Annotated in this window: 29 protein-coding genes; 13 read left to right on the top strand and 16 right to left on the bottom strand. The window is 64.8% G+C overall.

Annotation, left to right across the window (positions count from 1 at the left end):
* Positions 1-8: 8 nt before the first annotated feature.
* The 7 genes from BLT86_RS17985 to BLT86_RS17960 all read left to right on the top strand — a co-directional run bounded on the left by BLT86_RS17985 (position 9) and on the right by BLT86_RS17960 (position 7738).
* Positions 9-1022, top strand: a complete 1014-nt coding sequence (locus BLT86_RS17985; RefSeq protein WP_092378662.1) for an AraC family transcriptional regulator — start codon at positions 9-11, stop codon at positions 1020-1022.
* Complete coding sequence (locus tag BLT86_RS17980; RefSeq protein ID WP_017676049.1) at positions 1019-2095, top strand: FAD-dependent oxidoreductase; 1077 nt, start codon at positions 1019-1021, stop codon at positions 2093-2095. Before BLT86_RS17985 ends, BLT86_RS17980 begins: the two co-directional genes overlap by 4 nt.
* A gap of 410 nt (positions 2096-2505) precedes the next feature.
* Positions 2506-4077 carry a methyl-accepting chemotaxis protein gene (locus tag BLT86_RS17975; protein WP_197676070.1) on the top strand — a complete coding sequence of 524 codons (1572 nt, stop codon included), beginning with the start codon at positions 2506-2508 and terminating at the stop codon, positions 4075-4077.
* 171 nt (positions 4078-4248) lie between these two features.
* Positions 4249-4410: a hypothetical protein gene (locus tag BLT86_RS25955; RefSeq protein WP_167377330.1), complete on the top strand. Its 162-nt coding sequence runs from the start codon at positions 4249-4251 to the stop codon at positions 4408-4410.
* 120 nt (positions 4411-4530) lie between these two features.
* Positions 4531-5898: a glutamine synthetase family protein gene (locus tag BLT86_RS17970; protein ID WP_092378655.1), complete on the top strand. Its 1368-nt coding sequence runs from the start codon at positions 4531-4533 to the stop codon at positions 5896-5898.
* A gap of 146 nt (positions 5899-6044) precedes the next feature.
* Positions 6045-7352, top strand: coding sequence for an NAD(P)/FAD-dependent oxidoreductase (locus BLT86_RS17965; protein WP_092378652.1), 1308 nt, complete (start codon positions 6045-6047; stop codon positions 7350-7352).
* An 80-nt stretch (positions 7353-7432) separates the two neighbouring features.
* Positions 7433-7738: an NIPSNAP family protein gene (locus BLT86_RS17960; protein ID WP_024310030.1), complete on the top strand. Its 306-nt coding sequence runs from the start codon at positions 7433-7435 to the stop codon at positions 7736-7738.
* A gap of 25 nt (positions 7739-7763) precedes the next feature.
* Here the strand turns inward: BLT86_RS17960 and BLT86_RS17955 are convergent, their stop codons facing one another.
* The 3 genes from BLT86_RS17955 to BLT86_RS17945 are packed head-to-tail and all read right to left on the bottom strand — an operon-like array spanning position 7764 to position 10941.
* Positions 7764-8186: a hypothetical protein gene (locus BLT86_RS17955; protein ID WP_024310029.1), complete on the bottom strand. Its 423-nt coding sequence runs from the start codon at positions 8184-8186 to the stop codon at positions 7764-7766.
* A gap of 50 nt (positions 8187-8236) precedes the next feature.
* Complete coding sequence (locus BLT86_RS17950; protein WP_092378649.1) at positions 8237-10201, bottom strand: metallophosphoesterase family protein; 1965 nt, start codon at positions 10199-10201, stop codon at positions 8237-8239.
* 56 nt (positions 10202-10257) lie between these two features.
* Positions 10258-10941, bottom strand: coding sequence for a Crp/Fnr family transcriptional regulator (locus tag BLT86_RS17945; RefSeq protein ID WP_092378646.1), 684 nt, complete (start codon positions 10939-10941; stop codon positions 10258-10260).
* Positions 10942-11049: 108 nt separating this feature from the next.
* On the opposite strand from BLT86_RS17945, the gene BLT86_RS17940 reads away from it, so the two are divergent.
* A complete protein-coding gene (locus tag BLT86_RS17940) occupies positions 11050-11574 on the top strand; it encodes an Mpo1 family 2-hydroxy fatty acid dioxygenase (protein ID WP_092378643.1) in 525 nt (174 codons plus the stop codon).
* A gap of 78 nt (positions 11575-11652) precedes the next feature.
* On the opposite strand, the gene BLT86_RS17935 is transcribed toward BLT86_RS17940, so the two are convergent.
* Complete coding sequence (locus BLT86_RS17935) at positions 11653-12399, bottom strand: hypothetical protein (RefSeq protein WP_024310025.1); 747 nt, start codon at positions 12397-12399, stop codon at positions 11653-11655.
* A gap of 130 nt (positions 12400-12529) precedes the next feature.
* Positions 12530-13318 (bottom strand): MmyB family transcriptional regulator, encoded by a 789-nt coding sequence (locus BLT86_RS17930; protein WP_092378640.1) that lies wholly within the window; start codon positions 13316-13318, stop codon positions 12530-12532.
* Positions 13319-13440: 122 nt separating this feature from the next.
* On the opposite strand from BLT86_RS17930, the gene BLT86_RS17925 reads away from it, so the two are divergent.
* The gene (locus BLT86_RS17925) at positions 13441-13842 is read left to right on the top strand and encodes a hypothetical protein (RefSeq protein ID WP_092378636.1); all 402 of its coding nucleotides are present in this window, start codon (positions 13441-13443) and stop codon (positions 13840-13842) included.
* A gap of 10 nt (positions 13843-13852) precedes the next feature.
* Here the strand turns inward: BLT86_RS17925 and BLT86_RS17920 are convergent, their stop codons facing one another.
* Together BLT86_RS17920 and BLT86_RS17915 are read right to left on the bottom strand one after the other, a co-directional pair.
* Positions 13853-14590, bottom strand: coding sequence for a sulfite exporter TauE/SafE family protein (locus BLT86_RS17920; RefSeq protein WP_092378633.1), 738 nt, complete (start codon positions 14588-14590; stop codon positions 13853-13855).
* Positions 14587-14946 carry an antibiotic biosynthesis monooxygenase family protein gene (locus BLT86_RS17915; protein WP_092378630.1) on the bottom strand — a complete coding sequence of 120 codons (360 nt, stop codon included), beginning with the start codon at positions 14944-14946 and terminating at the stop codon, positions 14587-14589. The genes BLT86_RS17920 and BLT86_RS17915 overlap by 4 nt, the downstream gene beginning before the upstream one ends.
* 84 nt (positions 14947-15030) lie before the next feature.
* Here BLT86_RS17915 and BLT86_RS17910 point away from each other — a divergent pair, with 84 nt between their 5' ends.
* On the top strand, positions 15031-15723 hold the full coding sequence (locus BLT86_RS17910) for an ArsR/SmtB family transcription factor (RefSeq protein WP_092378628.1): 693 nt from the start codon (positions 15031-15033) through the stop codon (positions 15721-15723).
* A gap of 161 nt (positions 15724-15884) precedes the next feature.
* Here the strand turns inward: BLT86_RS17910 and BLT86_RS17905 are convergent, their stop codons facing one another.
* The 5 genes from BLT86_RS17905 to oscA all read right to left on the bottom strand — a co-directional run bounded on the left by BLT86_RS17905 (position 15885) and on the right by oscA (position 20001).
* Complete coding sequence (locus BLT86_RS17905; protein WP_003464541.1) at positions 15885-16877, bottom strand: sulfate/molybdate ABC transporter ATP-binding protein; 993 nt, start codon at positions 16875-16877, stop codon at positions 15885-15887.
* A gap of 3 nt (positions 16878-16880) precedes the next feature.
* Positions 16881-17753, bottom strand: a complete 873-nt coding sequence (cysW, locus tag BLT86_RS17900; RefSeq protein ID WP_092378625.1) for a sulfate ABC transporter permease subunit CysW — start codon at positions 17751-17753, stop codon at positions 16881-16883.
* A 10-nt stretch (positions 17754-17763) separates the two neighbouring features.
* A complete protein-coding gene (gene cysT, locus BLT86_RS17895; RefSeq protein WP_092378622.1) occupies positions 17764-18582 on the bottom strand; it encodes a sulfate ABC transporter permease subunit CysT in 819 nt (272 codons plus the stop codon).
* 123 nt (positions 18583-18705) lie between these two features.
* Positions 18706-19716 (bottom strand): sulfate ABC transporter substrate-binding protein, encoded by a 1011-nt coding sequence (locus BLT86_RS17890; RefSeq protein ID WP_092378619.1) that lies wholly within the window; start codon positions 19714-19716, stop codon positions 18706-18708.
* 102 nt (positions 19717-19818) lie between these two features.
* Positions 19819-20001: a sulfur starvation response protein OscA gene (gene oscA, locus BLT86_RS17885; RefSeq protein WP_003464528.1), complete on the bottom strand. Its 183-nt coding sequence runs from the start codon at positions 19999-20001 to the stop codon at positions 19819-19821.
* A gap of 245 nt (positions 20002-20246) precedes the next feature.
* Between oscA and BLT86_RS17880 the strand changes: the two genes are divergently transcribed.
* The gene (locus BLT86_RS17880) at positions 20247-20828 is read left to right on the top strand and encodes an RBBP9/YdeN family alpha/beta hydrolase (protein WP_017676033.1); all 582 of its coding nucleotides are present in this window, start codon (positions 20247-20249) and stop codon (positions 20826-20828) included.
* 187 nt (positions 20829-21015) lie between these two features.
* Positions 21016-21840: a sigma 54-interacting transcriptional regulator gene (locus BLT86_RS17875; RefSeq protein WP_017676032.1), complete on the top strand. Its 825-nt coding sequence runs from the start codon at positions 21016-21018 to the stop codon at positions 21838-21840.
* 164 nt (positions 21841-22004) lie between these two features.
* On the opposite strand, the gene modC is transcribed toward BLT86_RS17875, so the two are convergent.
* The 4 genes from modC to BLT86_RS17855 form a co-directional block, all read right to left on the bottom strand.
* On the bottom strand, positions 22005-23129 hold the full coding sequence (gene modC, locus BLT86_RS17870) for a molybdenum ABC transporter ATP-binding protein (protein ID WP_017676031.1): 1125 nt from the start codon (positions 23127-23129) through the stop codon (positions 22005-22007).
* Positions 23129-23809: a molybdate ABC transporter permease subunit gene (gene modB / locus BLT86_RS17865; RefSeq protein ID WP_017676030.1), complete on the bottom strand. Its 681-nt coding sequence runs from the start codon at positions 23807-23809 to the stop codon at positions 23129-23131. Before modB ends, modC begins: the two co-directional genes overlap by 1 nt.
* A gap of 79 nt (positions 23810-23888) precedes the next feature.
* Positions 23889-24644, bottom strand: coding sequence for a molybdate ABC transporter substrate-binding protein (gene modA / locus BLT86_RS17860; RefSeq protein ID WP_017676029.1), 756 nt, complete (start codon positions 24642-24644; stop codon positions 23889-23891).
* 110 nt (positions 24645-24754) lie between these two features.
* A complete protein-coding gene (locus BLT86_RS17855) occupies positions 24755-25528 on the bottom strand; it encodes an AraC family transcriptional regulator (RefSeq protein WP_092378616.1) in 774 nt (257 codons plus the stop codon).
* A gap of 104 nt (positions 25529-25632) precedes the next feature.
* On the opposite strand from BLT86_RS17855, the gene BLT86_RS17850 reads away from it, so the two are divergent.
* Positions 25633-26850 carry an MFS transporter gene (locus BLT86_RS17850; protein ID WP_092378613.1) on the top strand — a complete coding sequence of 406 codons (1218 nt, stop codon included), beginning with the start codon at positions 25633-25635 and terminating at the stop codon, positions 26848-26850.
* Positions 26851-26867: the final 17 nt, after the last annotated feature.

Genomic DNA, 26867 nt, shown 5'->3' with positions numbered 1-26867 from the left:
CAATCTGCATGACCGCCGAACCCACCACCCTGGCCAGCTGGACCCGCGCCCTGCGCAAGCAGCTCGATGCCCTCGGCCTGGACAGCGCTGCGCTGTGCCGCGAGGCGGGGCTCGACCCGGCAGTGCTCGACGACCCCAACGCGCGCTGCCCGCTGTCGGTCACCACGCGCCTGTGGCAGTTGGCGGTGGCCGCCAGTGGTGACCCGGCGCTGGGCCTGAAGACTTCGCAGTTCGTCAGCCCGACCACCTTCCATGCCCTGGGCTATGCGTTGATCGCCAGCAGCAGCCTGCGCGAGATGTTCGAGCGCATCGTGCGTTATCACCGGGTGGTCAGCGATGCGCTGCAGCTGGAGTTACGCCAGCTGGAAGACGTCTACGAATTTCGTTTTCGCGTACCGCCAGGCAGCCCTGCGCCTGCACCTGAAGCGCTGGACGCCTTTGCCGCGATCTACGTGCGCAGCTGTCGCAATCGCCTGAACCGGGAGTTTTCGCCGCTGCTGGTGCAATTGCAGCGCCCGCAGCCAACCGACCCGGCCCCCTGGCAGGCGGTATTTCGCGCACCGCTGCAGTTCGATGCCGACGAAAGCCTGCTGCGCTTTCCCCGCGCCGCGTTCGAACAACGGCTGGACGACGGCAATCCGGAGCTGGCCGAACACAACGAGACGGTGCTCAGGCGCAGCCTGGAGCAACTGCAGGCAGCCAGCTGCAGCGAGCGGGTGCGCAATTGCCTGGAGGCACAACTGCCTGATGGCGAGCCCTCCGCCGAGCGTATCGCCCAGGCTCTGCATCTGAGCCTGCGCAGCCTGCAGCGTCACCTGGCCGAGGAGGGCACCAGCTACGAGGCGCTGCTCGGCGAGACGCGCCACGCCCTGGCGTTGCGGCACATGCGCGACCCACGCTGTTCGATCAGCGAAATTGCCTACCTGCTCGGCTTCAGCGACAGCAGCAGCTTCGGCCGAGCCTTCAAACGCTGGACCGGCCAGACGCCGAGCCAATACCGCGACGGATGCAACAACGCATGACCCAGTACGACCTGATCCTGGCCGGGGCCGGCCATGCCCACCTTGGTGTGTTGCGCCGCTGGGCGCTGGTGGAGCGTCCGCCAGGTCGTATCGGCCTGCTCAGCCCCGGGCCGGAAGCCTGGTACGCCGGTATGTTGCCGGGGTTGATCAGTGGCCGTTTCAGCCCGGCAGACTGCCGCGTGGAGTTGCAGCCGCTGTGCCGCGCGGCCAAGGTCGAGCTGATCGAGGGCGAGATCGCGTCGCTCGATGCCGATGCGCGCATCCTGCAACTTGCGGATGGCCGTAGCCTGCAGAGTGAGTGGCTGTCGCTCAACGTCGGTGCCGGCATGGCCATTCCACCGCAGCAGGGCGAAGGGATGCAGGTGTTGGCCGCCAGGCCCATCGAACGGATGCTCGAAGGCTGGCAGCAATGGCAGGCCGAGCCACGGCGCATGGCGATTCTCGGTGGCGGGGCCGGTGGTGTGGAACTGGCCCTGGCGCTGGCCGGCAAGGTACCGGCGCTGGCGCTGTTCTGCGGCGGAACCCTGCTCGACGGGTTGGGGCCGGGGCTGCGCTTGCGCGCACTGGGGCATCTGCGTCAGCGCGGCGTGCAGGTGCGCGAGCATTGCCCGATCGGCCGTATCGAGGATGACTGGCTGCTCAGTGGTGACGAGCCGGTATGGCGCGGGCGGCGCCTGCTGCTGGCCAGCGGTGCACGTCCCTGGCCGTGGCTGACGGCGAGCCAACTGGCCAGCGACGCCGCCGGATTCATCGCCATTCGTCCGACCCTGCAGTGCGAGTCCCATGCGCAGATCTTCGCTGTCGGCGACAGCGCCAGCCTCGACGGCATGCGCCGCAGCGGGCGTTTCGCCGTGCGTCAGGCGCCAGTACTCAGCGCCAATCTGCAGGCCGCGCTGCAGGGGCGCCCGCTGCGCCAGTATCGGGCGCAATGGCAGAGCCTGGCCCTGCTCGCCACCGGCGATGGCGGGGCGCTGCTCGGCTGGCACGACTGGAGCGCGGGCGGGCAGCTGTACGGGCACTGCAAGGACTGGCTGGACCGGCGCTTCGTCAAGCGCCATCGCATGGTGGGGTAGCAAGCCTGAAACCTGGGCTACGGCTGCACGGATGCAGGAGGCCAGAGCCGAGGTGGTTTTTCAACAGCCTGCTAATGCCACTGAGTTAAGTGTCGATATAGCGAGTGTGCAGGCGCGACGCCTCAGGGTGGGTTTTCTGCGAAAGACAGCTTTGGATGCCGTGTTGATCCTGATGGGGCCCTGTCTAAATCCATGGCAGGTTGCTACCAAAGTTTCATGGTGCTGGCGCTTCCAAGCTGCTCGAATCCCGGTCATCGTGCCCGGCCTGCATAGGCTTATTTTTCGTCGGGCCTGTCGTACACGTAGCCTGCTGCCCAGGTTGCGTGGGATATTCAAGGAGAGAACCCGCCGTGACTCCGTCCGCCTACAGCGCCTCGCCGCGCACCAGAACAAGAACTCTGAGGTCGGTCATGCAAGTTGCCTTTGTCCGTTCGCCTGTTGCCTGTCTTTTCCACGCCCTGGGGCTGGCTGCATTGATGCTGGTCTACCAGCAGGTGCAGCTACCGCCCTATGTCAGCGTGTTTTCTTTCCTGCTACTGGCACTGTGGCCCTGGCTGGGACCATGGCAGCGTCGCGACGACAGTTCGCCCGCCGCGCAGCAAGCCGCCAGCACGGACTTCGTCGAGCTCAGTCGCGGGCTGTCGCGCCACACCTGCCACAACGCGCTGTCCGCAGCCAAGGTGGCGCATGCGGTCAAGCATCTGGCCGGTCGCCTGCAATCTCAGCTGACGGCGGTGCAGCAGGTCAGCCAGGCCGCCGAGGCCATCACCCACACCGAGCAGGACAGCGCCGCTCGTGCCGAGCAGACCCTGGCTGCGGCCCGCCATGTGCGTGATGCCAGCGCCAACGGTCAGGCCGAACTCAACCAGGCCATCGAACGCATGCAGCAGCTCAGTGCGCAGACCCTGGCCAGTCGCGAGCTGATCGATGGTCTCGGTAGCCGTACCGAACAGATCGAGCAGGTCACCCAGGTGATCCAGTCCATCGCCAGCCAGACCAACCTGCTGGCGCTCAACGCGGCCATCGAGGCCGCCCGCGCCGGTGAGATGGGTCGTGGTTTTGCCGTGGTCGCCGACGAGGTGCGCAACCTTGCCGCGCGCACCGCCAGCGCCACCGAGGAAGTCAGCCAGATGGTCGCCGACATCCGCCAGCAGAGCGCGGCGGTGGTCGCTCATATCCAGCGCCAGAGCGTCGAGCTGGAACAGGCCGCGCAGCAGATCGAGACAGCCGGTAGCCGCCTGCACGGCATCGCTGACCAGGCCGAGGAGGTCGAGCAGCAGGTGGCGCAGATCAGCGCCGGCACGGCGGACAATCACCAGCGCCTGGCCAGCCTCTCGGCTGCCTCCCTGCAATTGCAGGACGATGTGCAAGGCAGCGAAGGGCAGACGCGGCAACTGGCCGACGCCGCTGAACAACTGGTCGGCCAGGCCGAGACCGTCAGCGAGCAGCTCGCCGAAGTGGGTCTGGATGATTACCACCAGCGTGCCTATGACCTGGCCCGTGAAGGCGCCGCTGCCATCGCGGCGCAGTTCGAGCAGGATCTGCAGGCCGGGCGCATCGGTCTCGACGATCTGTTCGACCGTCGCTACCAACCAATCGCCGGCACCCAGCCGCAGAAGTACCGCACGCGCTTCGATCAGTATGCCGACCAGGTGCTGCCGGCGTTGCAGGAGCCCTTGCTCAAGCGCCATGAAGGGTTGGTGTTCGCCATTTCCACTACCCCGGAAGGCTACGTGCCGACCCATAACGCCGCGTTCAACCACCCGCCCAGCGGTGACCCGGCGGTAGATGCAACGAAGAGCCGTAGCAAGCGCCTGTTCAACGACCGCACCGGCATCCGCTGCGGTAGCCACAGGCAGGCACTGCTGTTGCAGACCTATATGCGCGACACCGGCGAGCTGATGCACGACCTGTCGGTGCCGATCATGGTGCAGGGCAAGCATTGGGGCGGTTTGCGCCTGGGCTATCGGCCGGAGCCTTGAGTTGTTCGCGTTCTGCTGAGCGCCGCTTGAAAGCTGGTGCGCATGGCGCACCCTACGGCCTGGCCTGAGCCATGGCTAAGCGTTAGCGATGGATTGTTTAGTGGGTGCATAACCAAGCGTATGAAAAACCCGATTTAACGCACGTCAAACCCTGTGCGACGCTGCCAAGCCATGATCTCCCCGGCCTGCCAAATCCATGTTCCGCTGTACTGCGCCCCTGCGCGGCGGCGTCTGTTGGAGCGCCTCAACCCGCTGCTGACGATCATTCTCGCCTTCTGGGCGCTGTGGCATTGCCGCCACGCTCGCCCGCCGGACGTCGCCCCCACCCGCTGACTCCGATGGCTGCGCCAAGCCCGCAGCCGCTGCCATGACCTTGTCTGCCTGTGCAACCTGTTCAAAAATCGAACGGGCCGTGCGGACACCGAGCGCCCACCTGGCGCAAGCGAGTGCGATATGACGACTTTCGCAGCTGTACAGGAAGCCCATGATTTCCTGGCCAGCAATCCCGATATCGAACTGATCGAGCTGTTCATCCTCGACGCCAATGGCGTGCCGCGCGGCAAACTGCTGCACCGCGAGGAACTGCTCGCGCTCTATGAAACGGGGCGACCGCTGCCGAGCACCATGCTCGGGCTGACCATCCAGGGTGAGGACGTCGAGGACTCCGGCCTGGTCTGGGAGGTGGGCGATATCGACTGCCGCGCCTACCCGCTGGCCGGTAGCCTGGTGCGCCTGCCCTGGCGGCAGTTGCCCACTGCTGCCGTGCAGGTGTCGATGCACCCCAGCGAAGGCCTGCCGGCTACGCCAGCCGACCCGCGTCAGTTGTTGCTACGGGTGATCGAGCAGCTTGCAGCCGATGGCTATCATCCGGTGATGGCCTGCGAGCTGGAGTTCTACCTGCTCGACCAGAAGCGCGACGCCCAGGGCCGCCCGCAGCCGGCGCTGGACGCCGATGGCGGCCGCCCACGGCAGACCCAGGTCTACGGCCTGCGCGAGCTGGAACAGATCGAGCCGTTCCTGCGTGATCTCTATATGGCCTGCAAGGCGCAGGGCATCCCGGCGCGTACGGCGATTTCCGAGTACGCCCCCGGCCAGGTGGAAATCACCCTGGAGCATGGCCCGGCGCTGGCGGCCATGGATCAGGCGGTGCGTTACAAGCGTCTGGTCAAGGGGGTGGCCCATGCCCACGGCATGCAGGCCTGCTTCATGGCCAAGCCGTTCGCCGAGATTGCCGGCACCGGCATGCACATGCACGTCAGCCTGGCCGATGCGCAGGGCAACAACCTGTTTGCCAGCATTGATCCCGCCGGCACGCCGCTGCTGCGTCACGCCGTTGGCGGCATGCTCGCCAGCCTGCTCGACTCGCTGCTGCTGTTCTGCCCCAACGCCAACTCCTACCGGCGCTTCCAGGCCAACAGTTACGCGCCGCTGGCGCCAACCTGGGGTGTGGACAACCGCACCGTCAGCCTGCGCGTGCCGGGTGGCCCGGCCAAGACCCGCCACGTCGAACACCGTATCTGTGGCGCCGACGCCAACCCTTACCTTGCCGCTGCGGCGATTCTGGCCGGCATTCACCGGGGCATTCGTGAACGTCTCGATCCCGGCGCACCGATCGAAGGTAATGGATACGCCCAGGCCACCGAGTACCTGCCGACCCAGTGGTCGGCAGCGATCCAGGCGCTGGAGCAGTCCGAGTGGGCACGCGAAGCTTTCGGCGCGGAATTTCTCAAGGTGTATGTGGCCGTCAAGCGCGCCGAGTATCGCCAGTTCATGGGCGAGGTTGGCGAGCAGGACTGGCGCTGGTATCTGAGCAACGCCTGAGTCGAGGGACAACAGCTTCGAGGCCAAGGCTGCTCCCACAGGGCGCAGCAGGGGCTTGTGGGTGCGGACTTGTCCGCGAATACGGATTCAACTGTGCGCACAGCGCACCCTACGGCGGCTTGCCGCCACAAGGACATGCAGTGAACATGATCAAGCAACCCGCCAAACCTGCCGCCGAGCGCGCACCCTCCTATTACTCGGCCTCGCTCAACTTCGAGAGCGACTACCCGACACTGCAGGGCAGTGTCACCGTCGACGTGGCCATCATCGGTGGCGGTTTCACCGGCATCGCCACGGCAGTGGAGCTGGCCGAGCGCGGCCTCAAGGTGGCCGTGGTGGAAACCAACAAGGTCGGCTGGGGCGCCAGCGGGCGCAACGGCGGCCAGGTCACCGGCAGCCTGTCCGGCGACGAGGCCATGCGCAAGCAGATGCGCAACACGCTGGGCGATGAAGTGGACGACTTCATCTGGCACCTGCGCTGGCGCGGCCACGAGATCATCAAGAACCGCGTGGCCAAGTACGGCATCGACTGCGACCTCAAGCACGGCCACCTGCATACGGCAATGAAAGCCAGCCATATGGACGAGCTCAAGGCCACCTACGATGAAGCGCTGCGCCGTGGCATGGGCGATGATGTGACCCTGCTCGACGCCGCCGGCGTACGTGCGCACCTGGGCAGCGAGCTTTACTGCGGGGCGATCAGGAACACCCGCAACATGCACCTGCACCCGCTCAACCTGTGCATCGGCGAGGCCAGGGCCGCCGAGAGCCTGGGCGCGCTGATCTTCGAGCATTCCGAGGTGCTGGAGATCGTCCACGGCAAGCGTCCGGCGGTGGTTACCACGGGCGGGCGCATCGAGGCCAAGCAAGTGCTGCTGGCCGGTGACGTCTACCACAAGCTGGAGCGGCGCAAGCTCAAGGGTCTGATCTTTCCGGCCATGGGCGGCATCGTCACCACCGCGCCGCTGGGCGAGCTGGCGAAAGAAATCAACCCGCAGGACCTGGCGGTATACGACTGCCGCTTCGTGCTCGACTACTACCGCCTCACCGCCGACGGTCGCCTGCTATTTGGCGGCGGCTGCAACTACTCCGGGCGTGATTCGCGCGATATCGCCGGTGAACTGCGGCCGTGCATCGAGCGCACCTTCCCGCAACTCAAGGGCGTGCAGATCGACTTCCAGTGGAGCTGCGCCATGGGCATCGTGATGAACCGCATCCCGCAGCTGGGCAAGCTGTCGTCCAACGTCTGGTATTGCCAGGGCTACTCCGGCCATGGCATCGCCACCACCCACATCATGGGTGAGATCATGGCCAAGGCCATCACCGGCGATCTGGAGCAGTACGACACCTTCGCCGCCTGCAAGCACATCAAGGTGCCGCTCGGCGACCAGCTCGGCAACCCGATGCTGGCGGCCGGCATGTGGTACTACCAGATGCTTGAGAAGATGCGTTGAGCGTTGTTGCAGGTGACGATGGCGGTTCGGTTGCCGGTTATGTTCATATCCTGGCACTGATCCAGTGCCCGGAGGTTTGAATGATCACCTGTTACCTGCGCTACATCATCGACCCTTACAAGCTCGAAGCCTTCGAGCATTACGCCAAGTTGTGGATTCCCCTGGTCGCGAAGTTCGGCGGCACGCACCACGGCTATTTCCTGCCATCCGAGGGCGCCAACAATGTGGCTTTGGCGTTGTTCAGCTTCCCCAGCCTGGCTGCTTACGAGCGCTATCGGCAGGACTCCTTCGCCGATGCCGAATGCCTGGCGGCCTTCAAATACGCTGAGGAAACCCGCTGCGTCATCAGTTACGAGCGCAGTTTCATGCGGCCTGTGCTGGGTTAGAGGGTCTTGCTAAGGCGCGCCCTGGTCAGTTGAATCGGCCGAGATAGGTGAGGGTTGCTGTGCTTTCGGGGGGACGGGTTACAGGTCTTGTTTGCGAGGCGTCAGGGCGTCGATCGGCCCAGATTGCATCCGGGTTATCCGAAATGATGATGAAGTGACTGAATGCCTTTGCGTTGGTACTGAGCCACGCACTTTCATCCGCGCTTCGAATCTGGGAAATCACGTTCGCGAGGCTGTCGGCAAGCTCCACAAAATCCGAATCGATGTAGAACTCCAGCTCCTCAGCTAGCCGCCAGGTCGGATTTCGCTCCTCCCAGGCTGCGTACTCGGCATCGGTGGCGCCCTCGGGGGGCTCTGGTTCCCACTGTTCGAAAACGTATTGCTGCGCCTCGGTTGCAGACGCGAAGACTGCACCAAAGAGATGGAAAGGGTAGTAATGATCCTGCATGGATTGATCTCAAATCTCGCCTGAGCAAAGAGTAAAGCCAAAGACTCATGCTACCGAGCCGTCTTGCTTCTGCGAGGCGTGATGACTGGGGCTGACCGCTCTTCACGTTCGCCGATAAAGGTCACAGGCTTCGAGCCATCGGCGTTGAGCTGCATGATGCGTTTGGGCCGGCCTTTTTCATCAAAGAACACCTGACCGAGGCCAGCGCCGTTCCACAGGCGTTCGCCTGCGCGGCTGCGGTCGGGGATCAGCGGGGTGACGCGCATGCGCCGGCGTTTGGTCAGCCAGTTGAGCGGCGACCAGGGCGCGTAGAGCCAGCGGTTGAGGCGGTCGAACCAGTCCAGCAGTTTGTGCGGAAATTCGTTCTTGATGCCGCTGCTGGTGATCTGCCAGATGGTCGGGCTGGCGCGCCGGTGACGGATGCTCACGCGGTAGACGAAGGAGTAGTGCACGTCGCCGGAGAGGATGACGAAGTCCCCCGGTGTGCGTGAGTGACGGAAGATGTTCATCATCACGCTGGCCGCGCCGCGATGCGCCATCCAGTTTTCCGCATCGACCATCAGCGGGTGGCCGGCATAGGTGAACAGTTTCTGGATGCCCTCGATCAGCTTCACGCCGAACATCGGCGCCGGCGAGACGATGATGCAGCTGGGGTGATCGAGCAGTGCCTGCTGGAAGTCGCACAGCGCCTCCCAGTCCATCAGCCCCGAGGGTTTCGACAAATGCCCTTCGCTGCGCCAGCGACGCGTGCGTGTGTCCAGCACCAGCAGCGCGGGCGTGGTCGGCAGCACGTAGTGCCATTGCTCGAAATGCAGCAACTGGTCGATCAGCGCGTCCTGCGCTGCGGCCCGCAGATGCTTGTTCTGCCGCTGCTGCAGCAGGTCGGCAAAGGCCTGCAGCGGCTCATCGAATACATCGGGGTTGTTGCCCCAGCCCTGGCACAGCAGGTAGGCAAGCAGGGCGTTGCCGATGATGCGTTTGGAGAACGGGTGGCCGTAGGCGGTCTGTTCCCAGCGTGCGGAGAGGTTCCAGTCATCGGTGACGTCGTGGTCGTCGAAGATCATCAGCGTCGGCAGGTGGGCGAACACCCGTGCAGCCTGGCCGAGGCTCTGGCGGAAGGCATCGATGCGCTCGCGCTCACGAGCATAACGCTGCTGCTGTTCTGCGCTCAGCGGCGGCGGCTGTGCGCTGATCAGCGTCCAGGGCAGCGGCGACCAGACCAGCAGGTACATGGCGATCATCTCGGCGAAGGTCACCAGATGGTTGTCGGCGCTGTTGCTGGTGAAGACGGGTTTCTCCACACCGCCGAAGAACCTGTCGCGCAGGGTCTGGTTGCTCTTCACCGCCGGCAGCAGGTCGGCGCGCTGGTAATAGCCGACCGGGTGGCCATACAGCGCCTGGCTGTCCTCGACCACGGCGCCTTCGAGAAACTCGTCGAACAGACCGAGGCGGGCGATCAGCTGGTGAATGGCGCACAGCATCGGCCCGGCGACGTCGTCAACGTAGACCTGATCGCCACTCATCAGCAGCAGCGCCGGGCGTTGCCTGGCGTCGTGCTGCCCGGCCAGCAGGCGGTCGGCGCAGAGCAGGCCGTCAGCAGCAGCGTGATGCGGCTTGCGGCAGGAGCCGTGGAGCAACTGGTCCACCCGTGAGCGCAGGACGAAGTCGGCATGCTCGGCGCCGTCGTAGAGCAAGTGCGGCGCCCAGTCGGCCATGCCACGAGTGCCTTGGCTTTCGATGATCTGCAGGTCATAGGCGATGCGCACATCCTGCGGCAGCGCCTGCTCCAGCGGCAGGTCGATCAGGTGCAGCACGGCGTGGCGGCCCAGTGGCAGCCGTTGGCAATGCGCGTCGAGGCTCTGCGTGCGCGGCTGTTCGCCTTCGGCCTGCAGCCACAGCTGCAGGTCCAGCGCGCGACTGGCCACCAGCCAGAGCACCAGCCGGCCAGGCTCCACGCGTCGCAGTAACGGGCCGGCGAGTACATCGGGCAACGGGGTACGGGCGCTATCGGGCATGCAGGGGACTACCGGGAAAAAATACAAGCCTTGGACAGTGGCAGGGCGCCAGCAGTTCAGGAGGCCAGCTGGCGCAGGCGCTCGAAGTCGAGAATCTCGATTTCGCCGTAGGTCAGCTGGACCACGCCTTGCGCCTGCAGGTCCTTGAGGATCTGGTTGGTGGTCTGGCGCGACAGCGAGAGCATCAGCGCCAGCTGTTCCTGAGCCAGGTGCAGCACCCGTCGTGGTTCGCTTTCGCCGTAGTTCTCGGCGATCAGCAGCAGGCGCCGGGCCAGGCGTGGTGCGGCGGGCAGCAGGCTCATGTCTTCCAAAGCGATGAAGGCCAGGCGCAGCTTGTGGCTCATCAGCAGGGCAAAATCGCGCCAGTACTGCGGCTGGCATTCGAGCAGGGCGAGCAGATCGTGCTGGGGCAGCAGCAGGAGGGTGCTGGCGCTTTCAGCGAAGGCATCGTGGGTGCGCGGCAGGCCATCGAACAGGGAAATCTCGCCGAACCAGTAGGGCGGCTCGACCAGGGTCAGCAGCGCCTCCTTGCCGTTCTCGCTGACGGCGCCGACGCGCACCGCACCTTCGACCACTGCATACAGCCCGCTGGGTTTGTCGCCACGGCGAAACAGCCGCTGGCCGGCGTCCAGGCGCTGCAGCTGAGCGATGCCCAACAGGCTCTGGCGCAGTTCTTGGGGTAGCGCGGCGAACCAGTGGCCCTGGCTCAGCTGGCTGACGTAGTCACGGGGATCGGGCATTGCGGCTCCTGTGAGGTTGCGCGGCGCCATTGTCGGCTAGCCGACAGTGCAGCGGGCCGCGGCAGGGTGATCATGCTCGGGCCCGTTTCACACATGAGGACGATAACAATGAAAACCCTCGTCGATCACCTGGCGCAGTATGCCGCCTACCATCGCGACCGACGCAACATTGCCAGCCATTTCATCGGTATCCCGATGATCGTGCTGGCTGTCGCCGTGCTGCTGTCGCGCCCAGGCTTCGAACTTGCCGGCCTTTGGCTGGCGCCAGCCACCCTCACCGCCCTGGCCGCCGCCCTGTTCTACCTGCGTCTGGATACCCGCTTCGGTTTGCTCATGACGCTGCTGCTGGGGCTGTGCCTGTGGGCTGGAGCCGGCCTGGCGAGCGCCTCCACCGCGCTGTGGCTGTCAGCCGGCATCGGTCTGTTCGTGGTCGGCTGGATCATCCAGTTCATCGGCCACTACTACGAAGGGCGCAAGCCGGCGTTCGTCGACGACATCATGGGGCTGGTGGTCGGCCCGCTGTTCGTAGTCGCTGAGCTGGCCTTCCTGCTCGGCCTGCGCAAGGAGGTCGAACGGGCCGTGTTGGAAAGCGCCGGGCCGACCTGCATCCGCGAGAAGAAGGCGCTGGCCTGAACGCGCTGCCTCTTCTGTTCGTCGCGGTTGAAGCCCCTCCCACAGATTCCGTGGGAGGGGCTTCAGCCGCGAGCCTTTCTAGTACATCGCCATCCACTGGGTCGTTATCGAGCGGGCATGGCGATCCACGGTGATGGGCGCGAAGGGACGGCCGGAGACACTCTGCAGCGTGTTGCTCTGGCTGTTCATGTCGGCCAGCGCGGCGCGCAGGTAGCTCCAGCGCGTCTGCAACTTGCTCACCTGCGGGTCGGATTGTTCCTTGAGCGCGTGCAGCTCGCTGTCGATGGCAGGTAGCAGCAGACGTTCGTCCTGGCCAAGGTAGGTGCCGGGTTGCTCACGGGCGATCTCGAAGGTACCCAGATAGGAGCGGCTGAGGTACTGCACGCTGAGGTACTCGACCTTGGCCGCCAGCTCGCTTTGCCCCTCGGCGCCAGGCAGTGCGCGGGCCGCGCTGAGAAAGTCGCGCAGGGCTCGGCTGAGGTCTTCGGGGAAGCGCCAGGGCACGTTCTCGTCACCGGGGCCATAGGAAACGCCGTTGCGCAATTGGGTAACGAGCGCCTGATGGGCGCTTGCCAGTTCGGAGCTGCCCTGAGGCAGGCTCTGCATGGCGCTGGCCAGAGCGGCCAGGTCAGCCTCCAGGCGCTGCTGATGAGTCTTCTGGAAACCTTCGCCACGTAACAGCATCAGGCTGCTGGTGGCGCGGCTGGCGTGTATCTGAATCTGTTCCTGCGGGCTGACGGCTTCGGCGAAGGCCACGGGAGAGAGCCCGACGAAGAGTCCGAGCGACCAGAGAAAAGCATGACGCAACAGTGCTTTACAGCGCATCCGGGGTGCTCCTTGTTATTGTTTTGAGCAGGTATGCATTGGCAGCGTCAACGACGCACGGTCAAGACTACTGCGCCAAGCGTAGCGGAGCATGACCCGAAAGAGTGATTTCGTCGGAAATCGCTACCGTTCAGGGGCTTTTCATCAGATTGCGCAGGTACTCGGCGGTGAAGGCGTCGGCGGGGAAGAAGGTCTCCAACGCCAGTTCGGCCAGGGTCACGTCATTCGGCGTGCCGAACACCGTGATCGTGCTGATCAGGCTGAGCACGCCGTGCTCGCTGTGCAGCTGCAGCGGTACCAGCACGGCGTCGCTCGGTGGCGCCGGAACTTCTGCCGGCGCCGGGTAGCCGCGCAGCTCGTCGAGCAGGTCGAACAGGGTTTCGTCGCCGCTGATCTCCGCATCGCGCTGCAGGCGCATCAGCAGATGCGCGCGCCACAGCGCCAGGTTGGCGATGCGTGGAGCCAGGCCTTCGGGGTGCAGCGACAGGCGCATCACGTTGAGCGGCGGGCCGAGCAGGAAACCCGGCATGCCGGCGAGAAAGGCGGTGGCTGCCGCGTTGGCGGCCAGCAGGTTCCACTGGCGGTCGATGGCCAGGGCCGGATAGGGCTCATGGGCCTTGAGCAATTGTTCGATGGCCTGGCGCGCCGGTGCCAGGGCCGGGTCGGCCAGGTCGTGCTGGCTGTACAGCGGTGCGAAGCCGGCGGCAGCGAGCAGGCGGTTGCGTTCGCGCAGGGGCATGTCCAGCTGTTCCGCCAGGTGCAGCAGCATGTCGCGGCTGGGCTGGGCGCGTCCGGTTTCGACGAAGCTCAGATGACGCGTGGAAATCTCGGCCTCGCAGGCGAGGTCGAGCTGACTCAGGCGGCGTCGCTGGCGCCATTGGCGCAACAGGGCGCCGGCGGTCTGGGATTGGCTATTCATGGCCTGCACGATAGTCCAGCCAGGTCATGTCAGCCATTACCTGGCAGGTAATCGACGCGCTGCTGGTTTCGGCGAAATCTGTAGGCCAGGCACCAGCCCGGTGCCCTTATGGAGGATTCGCCATGAACGCACTGCAACCTTCCCCGATGCTACGCAACGCTCTGCTGATCGATGGCCTGCTCAGCGGTTTCACCGGCCTGCTGCTGATACTGGCGGCAGGCTGGCTGGGTGCCTTCCTCGAACTGCCGCGCCTGCTGTTGCTGGTCGCCGGCAGTGCCCTGCTGCCCTTCGCCGCTCTGCTGGTATGGCTGGCCAACCGCGCCGAAATCAGTCGCCAGGCGATCTGGGCGGTGATCGCGGTCAACGTCGTCTGGGTGGTCGACAGCCTGCTGTTGCTGGTGGTGGGTTGGGTGTCGCCGAACCTGTTCGGCCAGGCCTTCGTCATCGCTCAGGCTTTGGCGGTAGCGCTGCTGGCCGAACTGCAATGGTTCGGCCTCAAGCACTCGCAGGCTGCCGTGATTTGATGAGGTCGGCTCAGAGGCCACGCAATGCCAGCTCGGCGCCGAGCAGCAACAGACCGATGAAGAACCAGCGTTTGAAGCGCTCCGCGCTGATGCGCTTGCGTAGCCACTGACCGGCGGCCATGCCCAGCAGTGCCGGTAGCAGAGCAAGCGACGAAAGGCCCAGCACCGCTGGTTGTAGCAGTTCACCGCTATGACCGAGCGCTGCCGCCAGGGCCAGGGTGGATACGCTGAAGGACAATCCCAGAGCCTGAACCAGGTCGTCCTTCTGCAGGCCGATGGCCTGCAGATAGGGTACCGCGGGAATCACGAAAACGCCGGTCACCGCGGTGATCGCACCGGTGATGGCGCCGATCACCGGGCCTAACCATGCTTCCTTGGCCCGCTCCACGCGAAAGTGCACCCTGGCCAGGCCGAGCAGTGCGTAAACCACCAGCGCCACGCCAAGCCAGCGGGTGGCGCCGGGCAGGTCGAGGCTCTGCAGCAGAGCGGCGACCAGCAGCGTGCCGCAGAGGATGCCCAGCAGCATCGGCCACAGGCGGCGCAACATCGGCAGCGGGCTGCGGCCGTCACAGAGCTGCCAGATGTTGGTCACCATCGACGGGATGATCAGCAGCGCAGCGGCCTGCAGTGGCGCCATCACCAGGCCGAGCAGGCCGACGGCGATGGTCGGTAGACCAAGGCCGACCACGCCCTTGACCATGCCGGCAAGCAGAAAGGTCGCGAGGATCAGCGGCAGGTGGTCGGTCATCGCGCTGTCCCCTGTTCGTGGATCTCGCGGCTGTCGGCCGGCGCCTGTTCGCGCTCGTGCAGGCCGTAGTCGCGCAGCACCTGGGCCACGCGCAGACGATAGTTACTGAAGAGCTCCTCGCGTCCTGCCGTCTGTACGCCTCGGTGTTCCTCGCACTGTCGCCAGGCCTGGGCCGAGGCGTCGTCCTGCCAGAACGACAACGACAGGATCTTCCCCGGCTGGGTCAGGCTCTGGAAGCGCTCGATGGAGATGAAACCAGGCTGTTCGGCGAGCAGCGGGCGCAGTTCTGCGGCGAGGGAGAGATAGCCCTGCTGTTGCTCCGGCTTGGCCTCGACTTCGAAGATTACGGCGAGCATAGATTTGTCCTTGGCTGGCTCTGGCTGAAGTTGCCTGCCAGTATCCTCATTTGTTGCACGCCATGTTTCGTCATGAGGTGAACTATGGAATACGCACCCGGTTTCAGTTCGATTGCCGCGCTGCTCGCCGATGCCGGACGTGCCAGCATGGTCTGGGCGCTGATGGATGGTAGTGCGCGCCCGGCCGGTGAGCTGGCATTGCTCGCGGGGTTGTCGCCATCGTCCGCCAGTGCGCACCTGGCCAAGCTGGTGGAGGGCGGCCTGCTGGCGCAGCAACGTCACGGGCGCAATCGCTATTACCGCCTGGCCGGGCCGGAGGTCGGGCAACTGGTGGAGGCGCTGGCCAGTGCCGCACTGGCTGCACAGCCACGGCAGGCTCGCGCTATACCGGCCTCGCGCGGCACGCCGCAGCCCATGCGCGAGGCGCGAACCTGCTATGACCATCTGGCCGGCGAGTTGGCGGTCGGGGTGTTCGCACGCATGTGCGCCGCCAACTGGCTGAGCGAGGAGGGCGGTGCGCTGACGTTGACCGCAAGCGGCGAGCAGGGGCTGCAGGCGCTGGGTATCGATCTGCAGCTGGTAGGCCGTCAGCGCCGCCAGCGTCTGTGCGCCTGCCCGGACTGGAGCGAGCGCAGGCCGCATCTGGGTGGTGCGCTGGGTGCGGCGTTGCTGAATCTGTGCGAAGGCGAGGGCTGGCTGCGGCGCAGCAAGGATTCCCGTGCGCTGCAGGTTTCCCCGCAGGGGCGCAGGGCGATCATGGCGATCGCGGCTCCGTAGGGTGGGCTTCAGCTCACCAAACAAAGGTTGAGCTCTGTGCGGTGGGCTGAAGCCCACCCTAAGCTCGTCCTACGTACTAAGGCGTGCCAATGCTTCACCGCGTAGGAGCCCCGCCCCGGGGCGAAGCTTTTCGTCGCGGGGCGCGACTCCTACGGGTGGCTTTAGGCTGAGGCGCTGACCGGCTTGCCGCCCTTGGGCTTGAAGTACAGGGTGGTGCCGCGGGCGAGGTTGTCCAGGCTGACGTGATCCTTGGCCACCTCGGCTTCGATCAGCTCGTCCTGGCCTTCGACCTTGAGGGTGATGCGGGTGATCGCGCCGAGCAGACGAATGTCGCGTACCTCGCCGGCCTTGTGCTCCGGGCTCGGTTCGCTGGACAGGTCAACCTCGTGCGGGCGGAACAGTACGTGGTGATCGTTGCCGACGTAGAGGCGGTTGGCGTCACCGAGGAAGTGGTAGACGAAATCGCTGGCCGGATTCTCGTAAACCTCGGCCGGTGTACCGATCTGCTCGATCACGCCCTTGTTCATCACCACGATGCGGTCGGCCACTTCCATGGCTTCTTCCTGGTCGTGGGTGACGAATACGCTGGTCAGGTGCACGTCCTCGTGCAGGCGCGCCAGCCAGCGGCGCAGCTCCTTGCGCACCTTGGCATCCAGCGCGCCGAAGGGTTCGTCGAGCAGCAGTACGCGCGGCTCCACCGCCAGGGCGCGAGCCAGGGCAATACGCTGGCGCTGACCGCCGGAGAGCTGTTCCGGGTAGCGATCGCCGAGCCAGTCGAGCTGCACCAGGTCGAGCAGTTCGTGGACCTTGCGCTTGATCACCTCTTCGCTCGGGCGCTGACCCTTGGGCTTCATGCGCAGGCCGAAGGCGACGTTGTCGAACACCGTCATGTGGCGGAACAGCGCGTAGTGCTGGAACACGAAGCCGACGTTGCGATCACGCACGTCGTGGTTGGAGACGTCCTCGCCGTGGAACTCGATGGTGCCGCTGTCCGGGGTTTCCAGGCCGGCGATGATGCGCAGCAGGGTGGTCTTGCCGCAGCCGGACGGGCCGAGCAGGGCGACCAGTTCGCCGCTCTGGATGTTCAGGTTGATCTCGTTCAGCGCCTTGAACGCATTGAAGTTCTTGCTGACGTTGCGGATTTCGATACTCATGTTTTATTCCTCGCCCGCACTGGCTTTGCGGCGGTTGATACGGGATTCGCTCCACTGCTTGAGCAGCAGGATGAACAGCGCCAGAAGCAGCAGCAGGCTGGCAACGCTGAAGGCGGCGACGTGATTGTATTCGTTATAGAGAATCTCGACATGCAGCGGCAGCGTATTGGTGTAGCCGCGGATGTGCCCGGAGACCACCGACACCGCGCCGAACTCGCCCATCGCCCGGGCGGTACAGAGCACCACGCCGTAGATCAGGCCCCATTTGATATTGGGCAGGGTCACGTGCCAGAACATCTGCCAGCCGTTGGCACCGAGCAGGCGCGCGGCCTCTTCCTCCTGCGTGCCCTGTTCCTGCATCAGCGGGATCAGCTCGCGGGCGACGAAGGGCACGGTGACAAAGATGGTCGCCAGGACGATGCCGGGCAGGGCGAAGATGATCTGGATATCGTGCTCGCGCAACCAGGGGCCGAAGAAGCCCTGGGCACCGAACAGCAGCACATAGATCAGACCGGCGATTACCGGTGACACCGAGAACGGCAGGTCGATCAGGGTCACCAGAATGCTCTTGCCGCGAAACTCGTACTTGCTCACACACCAGGCGGCGGCTACGCCGAACACCAGGTTGAGCGGCACGGCGATGCCCACGGCAAGCAGGGTCAGTTTCAGCGCGCTGATGGCGTCAGGTTCGAGGATCGAGCTGACGAACACGCCGACGCCCTGCTTGAGCGCCTCGGTCGCCACCACGAACAACGGCAGCAGCAGGAAGAAGGCGAACACCAGCCAGGCCGAAATGATCAGCAGGCGGCGGCCCAGGGCGTTACCGCGACGCGCGGCGTTGTTGACGGCGCTGGCCGTCAGGGTTACAGATGACATGCCTGGCTCCTCAAGAACGGCTGATGCGGCGCTGCAGCAGGTTGATCAGCAGCAGCAAGATGAACGACACCACCAGCATCAGCACGCCGATGGCGGTGGCGCCGGCGTAGTTGTACTGGTCCAGCTGCACCATGATCAGCAGCGGCAGGATCTCGGTTTTCATCGGCATGTTGCCGGCGATGAAGATCACCGAGCCGTATTCGCCAACGCCACGGGCGAAGGCCAGGGCGAAGCCGGTCAGCCAGGCTGGCAGCAGCGCCGGCAGCAGCACGTGGCGCGCCACCTGCAATGGCTTGGCACCGAGGCAGGCGGCGGCTTCCTCGACCTCGCGCGGGATGTCGGCCAGCACCGGCTGCAGGGTGCGCACGACGAAGGGCAGGGTGACGAAGGTCAGCGCCAGGGTGATGCCCAACGGGGTGTAGGCGATCTTGAAACCCAGGGTGGTGGCGAACTGGCCGATCAAACCGTTGGGCGCATAGAGCGCGGTCAGGGCGATACCGGCGACCGCGGTGGGCAGGGCGAAGGGCAGGTCGATCATCGCTTCGATGATCTTGCGACCGGGGAAGGTGTAGCGCACCAGCACCCAGGCCAGCAGCGTGCCGATCACGCCGTTGATGATGGCGGCGAGAAAGGCGGTGCCGAAGCTGAGCTTCAGCGCGGCCAGCACGCGCGGTGAGGAAACGATGGCCCAGAACTGATCCCAGGTGAGCTGGGCAGCGTGGACGAACATGGCACCCAGGGGAATCAGCACCAACAGACTGAGGTACACCAGGGTGTAACCCAGCGTCAGCCCGAAGCCGGGTATGACGGGGGAAGTACGACGAGACATTGGCTGTCCTTATCTGCTTGGGTTGCAACGCTTTAATACGCAAAGGGCGGACAAGCCAAAACACTGCCCGCCGCCTGCAATTGCCCAAGGTGGACAGGGAGTATTCCCTGCCCACCCGTTTTATCACTGGGCTTGGTAGATCTGGTCGAACACGCCACCGTCGTTGAAGAACTTCGGCTGAGCGGTTTTCCAGCCATCGAAGTCAGCGTCGATGGTTACCAGCTTGAGCTGCGGGAACTGCTTGGCGAACTCGGCCGCCACCGCCTGGTTGCGTGGGCGGTAGAAGTGCTTGGCGGCGATGCGCTGGCCTTCCTCGCTGTACAGGTAGTTGAGGTAGGCCTCGGCGACTTTGCGGGTGCCTTTCTTGTCGACGTTCTGATCGACCACGCTTACCGGCGGTTCGGCGAGGATCGACAGCGACGGCGCGACGATCTCGAAGTTCTCCCCGCCTTCTTCCTTGAGCGCCAGGAAGGCCTCGTTCTCCCAGGCCAGCAGCACGTCGCCGATGCCGTTGTTGACGAAGGTGATGGTTGAGCCGCGGGCGCCGGTATCGAGCACCGGGACGTTCTTGTAGAGCTTCTCGGTGAAGGCCTTGGCCTCGGCTTCGCTGCCGTACTTCTGCTGGGCATAGGCCCAGGCAGCGAGGAAGTTCCAGCGTGCGCCACCGGAGGTTTTCGGGTTCGGGGTAATCACTTCCACGCCCGGCTTGACCAGGTCATCCCAGTCCTTCAGGCCTTTCGGGTTGCCCTTGCGCACCAGGAACACGATGGTCGAGGTGTAGGGGGTGCTGGCGTCCGGCAGACGCTCCTGCCAGTTTTCCGGGATCAGCTTGCCGAGCTTGTACAGCTCGTCGATATCGCCGGCCAGGGCCAGGGTCACCACGTCGGCGCGCAGGCCGTCGATCACCGCACGGGCCTGCTTGCCCGAGCCGCCGTGGGATTGCTGGATGGTCACCGCTTCGTTGCCCTGGGCCTGCCAGTGCTTGTTGAAGGCGGCGTTGAATTCGGTGTAGAGCTCACGGGTCGGGTCGTAGGACACGTTGAGCAGGGTTTGCGCGGCGGCCACCGGGCCGGCGACCCCTGTAATAACTAGTGCGCTGGCCAGTGCGGCCAGGGCGAAACGACGAATGGACATGGTGCAGCTCCTAACTGTGAAATTCTTGTGTTGGCGTATTGGGTGTCAGGCGGGGCGATCTTTCTCGAGCCCTCTGGTGGTCCAGTCGGGCCGCATCATGTTTCAGCTGTTCTTGGTACTCGGTTGTTGCAGGCGAATCTTTTCCTTGCGCTCGATCTGCACGACCTGGCCGTTGTGCACGGTGATTTCCACCGAGCCGAATTTCAGGCCATGCAGGGCGGTCTGAATCTCGCGCAGGATGCTGGCTTCATCCTGGCCTTCGAGGTTTCTCAGCGTCGCGGTCATTTCCAGGCTCCTTATGAATAGGTCGCCATGGCGGCGGTATGGAGTACCGACGCTGGCGTGGAGCGGATAGTAGAGAGATGGAAATATTCTTAAAAATATTGTTTAAGAACATTTATATGCTTTTTGGAAATATGAGGCATGATGCGATTTATTGCGTTTTTGGAATAAGTAAATAAGTTCTTATTCTTTTTGTAATTTATTCGTGCTGCCTAGACTGACGCCATTCGATTCAAGGAGGCGCCGTCATGGGCAGCGAAGCAATCCGTTACCTGATCCTGCCGGGCTGGCAGGGCTCACCCGAAGAACACTGGCAAAGCCATTGGCAGCGCAGCCTGCCGAATAGCGCGCGTGTGGAGCAGAAGGACTGGCTCAACCCGCAACGTGGCGACTGGGTCACCGCGTTGAACCAGGCAGTCGCCGACGATCCGCGTCCGCTCATCCTCATCGCCCATAGCCTGGGCTGCGTGACGGTGGCTCATTGGGCCGCGCAGGCACCGGTCGAACTGCTGCGCCGTGTGCGCGGCGCGCTGCTGGTGGCGCCGGCCGATGTCGAGCGGCCGGGCTGCCCCGAGGCACTGCAGAATTTCGCGCCGATGCCGCGTGATCTGCTGCCCTTTCCCAGCCTGCTGGTGGGTTCCGACAACGACGCAGCGGCCAGCGCCCTGCGCGCCATGGAGCTGGCGCGGGCCTGGGGCAGCGAGGCGGCGATTCTGACCGGTGCCGGGCATATCAACGTGAAGTCCGGGCACCGTTACTGGGAGCAGGGCTTCGGCTATCTGTATCGCCTGCAGAGCCGCATCGAACAGCAGTCGCGCTTGCGCGCCTGATCCCCTCATAGCGGGACAACCTTTTCGGAGCGGGGTCGGGCCAGGCAGCCGCCCGCTCTTTTTTATGGCTGGCCATCCATGGCGGCCACCCTTCGGGCCGTTGCGGGGCAAGGTTAAAAGTTGCTCCAGGCATTTTTTATTCGCGTACAGGCTGCGCCGGCGAGGTGTGGCTCAGGAGCTTCACGTCATGAGTCTTCCACCTGGTTTCCCACCACCATTGACCTTCGCTGATTCGGACAAGAGCCCGCTGAGCATCCGCGCCAAGGCGCTGGTATTCGTCGATGCGCGTTCGCGCCAGTTGCGTGAGCGTGCCGAAGCCTTGGCGGGCAATGGCCAGCCGTTGCTGATTCTCGGTGAAACCGGCACCGGCAAGGAGCTGCTGGCGCGCTATATCCATCGCCACAGTGAGCGCGCTGGCCTGTTCGTGGCGGTGAGCTGCGCGGCGATAAGCCCGCAGTGGGGCGAGGCCGAGTTGTTCGGCCATGCCGCCGGTGCTCATGTCGGCGCCGGCAGTAGCCGTGCCGGCTGGTTCGGTTCGGCCAATGGCGGCACGCTCTACCTGGATGAAATCGCCGACCTCTCGCGGCCGTTGCAGAGCAAGCTGCTGGCCGCGCTGGAAACCCGCGAGGTGTATCGCGTCGGCGCCAGCCAGGCGCTGCCGGTGGATGTGCGTCTGGTGGCGGCGAGTAGCATCGACCTGGCCCGCGCGGTGGCCGCCGGCACCTTCGATGAGCGCCTGTACGCCTACCTGTGTGACGGCCAGTTGCTGTTCCCGGCGCTGCGTCAGCGGGTCGGCGACATTCTGCCGCTGGCCGAATACTTCCTCGGCATCCATGCCTCGCGCCTGGGCCTGACCATTCCGTCGATCAGTCCGGCGGCGCAGTCCGTGCTGGAGGCACATCGCTGGCCGGGCAATACCCGCGAGCTGGAGAACGTCATCCATTTCGCCCTGCTGCTGGCCGGCAATGCCGAGATCGGGCCGGAGCATCTGGAGTTGCCGGGTATTGCGTGAGACTGATCGTTCCTCACGCTCCGCGTGGGAATGCACCCTGGGACGCTCTGCATCCGTTTGGCTTTTGCCTAGCAGTCCGTACGGGCGCTGAGCGCCCTTACCTTGACTCCCACGCAGAGCGTGGGAGCTACAGATCTGCGTGTGCTCGGTGCGCGCGGCGCACCCTACGGCGCGAGCAGCGACACCGATTTGATCTGCGCCCAGAGCGCCTGGCCGGCATGAATGCCCAGCTGATCGAAGGAGTAGCGGGTGATTCGCGCCAGCAGGCGTTGATCACCGATGCGCAGGGTCAGCAGCATCTGCGCATCGAGCGCCTGCCAGCTTTCCACCCGTGCCGGCAGCAGATTGAGCAGGCTGCAATCCTCGGCGCGATTGAGCGCCAGGCTGACATCGCGTGCCTTGATCTTCACGCGCACCGAGTGGCCGTTGGGCAACGCCGCATGGGGCAGGCGCAGGCAGGCTTCGCTGCGGGGAAGGTTGAGTTGCAGCAGATCGTAGGCGGCATCATGACCGCAGACCTGGCCGTCGATCACGGCCTCGGCATCCTCGTCGCTGGCGAAGGGCAGGTCGGCGCGCAGCAGAATTTCCTTGAGCGGGCCGCTGGCGCGCACCTGGCCTTCGTCGAGCAGCACCAGATGATCGGCCAGGCGCGCCACCTCGTCCGGGGCGTGGCTGACGTAGAGCACCGGGATGTCCAGCTCCTCGTGCAGGCGCTGCAGATACGGCAGCACTTCCTGTTTGCGCTTGAGGTCCAGCGAAGCCAGCGGCTCGTCCATCAGCAGCAGGCGCGGGCTGGTCACCAGCGCGCGGGCTATGCCGACGCGTTGGCGTTCGCCGCCGGACAGCGCCGAGGGCATGCGCTCGAGCAGGTGGCCGATGCCCAGCAGCTGCAGCGCCTGATCCAGCGCCACCCTGCGTTGCGAGGCGGGGATGCGCCGTTGGCCGTACTCAAGGTTCTTGCGCACGCTCAGGTGCGGGAACAGGTTGGCGTCCTGGAACACGTAGCCGATGGCGCGTTTGTGCGCCGGCAGAAAGAAACCGCGCTCACTGTCGTGCCAGAGCTCTCCAGCAACCTGCAGGTAGCCCTGCTGCGGGCGATCCAGCCCGGCGAAGCAGCGCAGGCAACTGGTCTTGCCCGAACCGGAATGGCCGAACAGCGCACTGACGCCGCGCCCGGGCAGGTCAAGGTCGACATCCAGGGTGAAGCCCGGATGCTTGACCAGAAAGCGCGCGCGAATACGCCCATCGTCGTGGATGGCAGGTATCAGTGCCTTGCCGAGCCCGAACATCACAGCGCCCTCATCCGAGCATTGCGCCCGCCGTACAACGCCAGCAGAACGATGAAGGAGAACGCCACCATGCCGCCGGCCAGCCAGTGCGCCTGGGCGTAGTTCATGGTTTCCACGTGGTTGTAGATCTGCACCGAGACCACCTGGGTCTTGCCGGGGATATTGCCGCCGATCATCAGCACCACGCCGAACTCACCGATGGTATGGGCGAAGCTGAGAATGGCGGCGGTGATGAAGCCGGGGCGGGCCAGCGGCAGCACCACGCTGAAGAAGCTGTCCCAGGGATTGGCGCGCAGGGTCGCGGCGGCCTCCAGCGGGCCGCGGCCGATGGCCTCGAAGGCGTTCTGCAACGGCTGCACGACGAAGGGCAGGGAATAGAAGATCGAACCAATCACCAGGCCGGTAAAGGTGAAAGTGAAGGTGCCGAGACCGAGGCTCTGCGTCAGTTGGCCGAAGAAGCCATTGGGCCCCATGCTCACCAGCAGATAGAAGCCGATCACCGTTGGCGGCAGCACCAGCGGCAGCGCCACCACCGCGCCGACCGGGCGCTTGAGCCAAGAGTCGGTGCGCGCCAGCCACAGGGCAATCGGCGTACCGATGATCAGCAGCAGCACGGTGGTCAGCGAGGCCAGCTCCAGGGTCAGGAGGATGGCGTCGAGGTCATTCTTGGACAGCGGCATGTATAGGTTCCGGTGGCGAACGTAGCCCGGATGCAATCCGGGGCAGGCACAGTCAGGAGGCTCCCGGATTTCATCCGGGCTACGGCAGTTTATAGCCGAACGATTCGATCACCCTGGCCGCTTCCGCGCTCTGCAGGTACTCGACCAGTGCCACGGCGGCCGGATTGTTCGCACCCTGCTTGAGCATCACCGCGTCCTGCTTGATCGGGTCGTACATGGCCTCCGGCACGATCCAGGCCGAGCCGCTACTGACCTGGCCGTCCTTGTACACCTGCGACAGCGCGACGAAACCCAGCTCGGCGTTGCCGGTGAAGACGAACTGATGTGCCTGGGTGATGTTCTGGCCCTCCACCAGCTTGGCTTTCACTGCCTCGCTCAGCCCCAGCTTGTCCAGCACCTGCATCGCGGCCAGGCCGTAGGGCGCGGCCTTGGGGTTGGCGATGGACAGGTGCCTGAACTGGCCGGCCTTCAGCGCCGCGTCCGTGCCGTCGAGGTAGCTGGCATCGGCTGACCACAGCACCAGGCTGCCGATGGCGTAGGTGAAACGCGAGCCGGGCACTGTTGCACCTTCGCTCTCCAGCCTGGCCGGCGTCGTGTCGTCGGCAGCGAGCAGCACATCGAAAGGCGCGCCATTCTTGATCTGCGCATAGAACTGCCCGGTAGCGCCGAAGGACGCCACCAGCTTGTGCCCGGTGGCCTTCTCGAACGCGGGCGCGATGGCCTGCATCGGTGCGGTGAAGTTGGCGGCCACGGCGATCTTGACCTCGTCGGCGATGGCGCCGCTGGTGAAGATCAGGCCGAGGGTAAACAGGCTGCGCTTGAGAGGCTTGAGCATGAGGATTCCTCGTGGAATCGATCCTGATGACAGACCGGATGCGCAATCCTACATCGTTATGTTTTTTTGTATATAGCGGTTGTTGAAGTGGCTGACGGGCCTGGCCTGCATCACTTGAAGAACTGGCTGGGCGTGGTGCCGAACTGCTTCTTGAACATGGTGGCGAAGGCGCTGGGGCTGTCGTAGCCCAGCTCTCCGGCGATGTCGATGATCTTCTCGCCCAGGGCGATGCGCTCCAGCGCCAGCAACAGACGCGCCTGCTGGCGCCACTGGCCAAAGGTCATGCCAGTGCCTTTCTGGAACAGGCGCTGGATGGTCTTCTCGTCCAAGCCCAGGCGGGTGCTCCAGTCGGCCAGGGTGGAGGCGTCGCCGGGGTTGTCCTGCAGCGTTGAACAGATCGGCTGGATGCGCAGGTCGGCCGGTTGCGGCAGGTGCAGCGGCAGGGTTGGCAGGATGCGCAGTTCATCGAGGATCAGGCGCATCACCCGCGCCTCGCGCGAGTCGTCGGCGTAGGGCTGGGTGATCGCCACGGCGGCGCGGATCAGTTCACTGAGCAGCGGTGAGATGGCCACGGCGCGGCACTCGGCGGGCATGTCCGCCAGGCTGTCGGGGCGCACGAAGACGCTGCGCATTCGCACGCTGCCGATGCAGCGGATCGCGTGCACCTGGCCGCAGGGCATCCAGATGCCGCGGCTCGGTGGCACCGTCCACTGGTTCAGCGCCGAGGTCACCACCATCACCCCGGAAATCGCATAGATCAGTTGATGCTTGTTGCGGTGCGAGTGCGGCTCGATGACGGCATTGATCGGATAATCGGTGGCGCTGCTGCTGACCAGCCAGGGGGAAGCGTCGATCTCGGCCAGCAGCTTGTCAGCTAAGCGCATGAAGATGCCTTTTTTGCGAGGGTTGCTGCCCTGTCTTCGTGAGACAGGCGATTGGGCGCAGCCTAGCATAGCGCCGTCCCTCACCTCGTCCGGAAGCTTCAAGCATGTCCAGCAGTCCTGCCGCTACGACCCTGGCCGGCGCCTCGCCCGTCAGTCAGGCCAGCCCTCTGGTGATGCGCGTGATCGGCGCCTGCGCCCTGGCGCACCTGATCAACGACCTGATCCAAGCGGTGTTGCCCGCCATCTACCCGATGCTCAAGCTCAACTACGGCCTGAGCTTCGCCCAGATCGGCCTGATCACCCTGACCTTCCAGCTCACCGCATCGCTGCTGCAGCCCTGGGTGGGCTACCACACCGACCGCCATCCCAAGCCCTGGCTGCTGCCCGCCGGCTCGTTGTGCACCCTGATTGGCATCCTCATGCTGGCCTTCGTCGGCAGCTTCCCGGCGATCCTCATGGCTGCGGCGCTGGTGGGTATCGGCTCGTCGACCTTCCACCCCGAAGCGTCGCGCATCGCTCGCCTGGCCTCAGGTGGTCGCTATGGCCTGGCGCAGTCCACCTTCCAGGTCGGCGGTAATGCCGGCACCGCCTTCGGCCCGCTGCTGGCGGCGGCCATCATCATTCCCTACGGCCAGGGTAACGTCGCCTGGTTCGGCCTGTTCGCCGCCTTCGCCATCGTCGTGCTGTACGGCTTGAGCCGCTGGTACCGCCACCACCTGACGCTGTTCAAGCTCAAGCAGGGCGGTGTGGCCACTCATGGCCTGTCAGCCGGGCGGGTGAAGTTCGCCTTGCTGATCCTGGCGCTGCTGGTGTTCTCCAAGTACTTCTACATGGCCAGCTTCACCAGCTACTTCACCTTCTTCCTGATCGAGAAGTTCGACCTGTCGGTGGCCAGCTCGCAGCTCTACCTGTTCCTGTTCCTCGGCGCGGTGGCGGCCGGCACGTTCTTCGGTGGGCCGATTGGCGACCGCATCGGGCGCAAGCAGGTGATCTGGTTCTCCATCCTCGGCGTGGCGCCGTTCTCCCTGCTGCTGCCGCACGTCGACCTGTTCTGGACGGGCGTGCTGAGCATGGTGATCGGCTTCATCCTCGCCTCGGCATTCTCCGCCATCGTGGTCTTCGCCCAGGAGCTGATGCCGGGCAACGTCGGTATGATCGCCGGGCTGTTCTTCGGCCTGATGTTCGGTTTCGGCGGCATCGGCGGGGCGCTGCTCGGTTACCTGGCGGACATCCACGGCATCGAGGAGGTGTTCCTGATCTGTTCGTTCCTGCCGCTGCTTGGCATCCTCACCGCGCTGTTGCCGTCGCTCAAAAAACATTAGTCGCTTACCACTCGCAA

The organism is Pseudomonas sihuiensis (assembly GCF_900106015.1).
Classification (GTDB): Bacteria; Pseudomonadota; Gammaproteobacteria; order Pseudomonadales; family Pseudomonadaceae; genus Aquipseudomonas; species Aquipseudomonas sihuiensis.
This window is presented reverse-complemented; position numbering and strand designations above follow the sequence as displayed.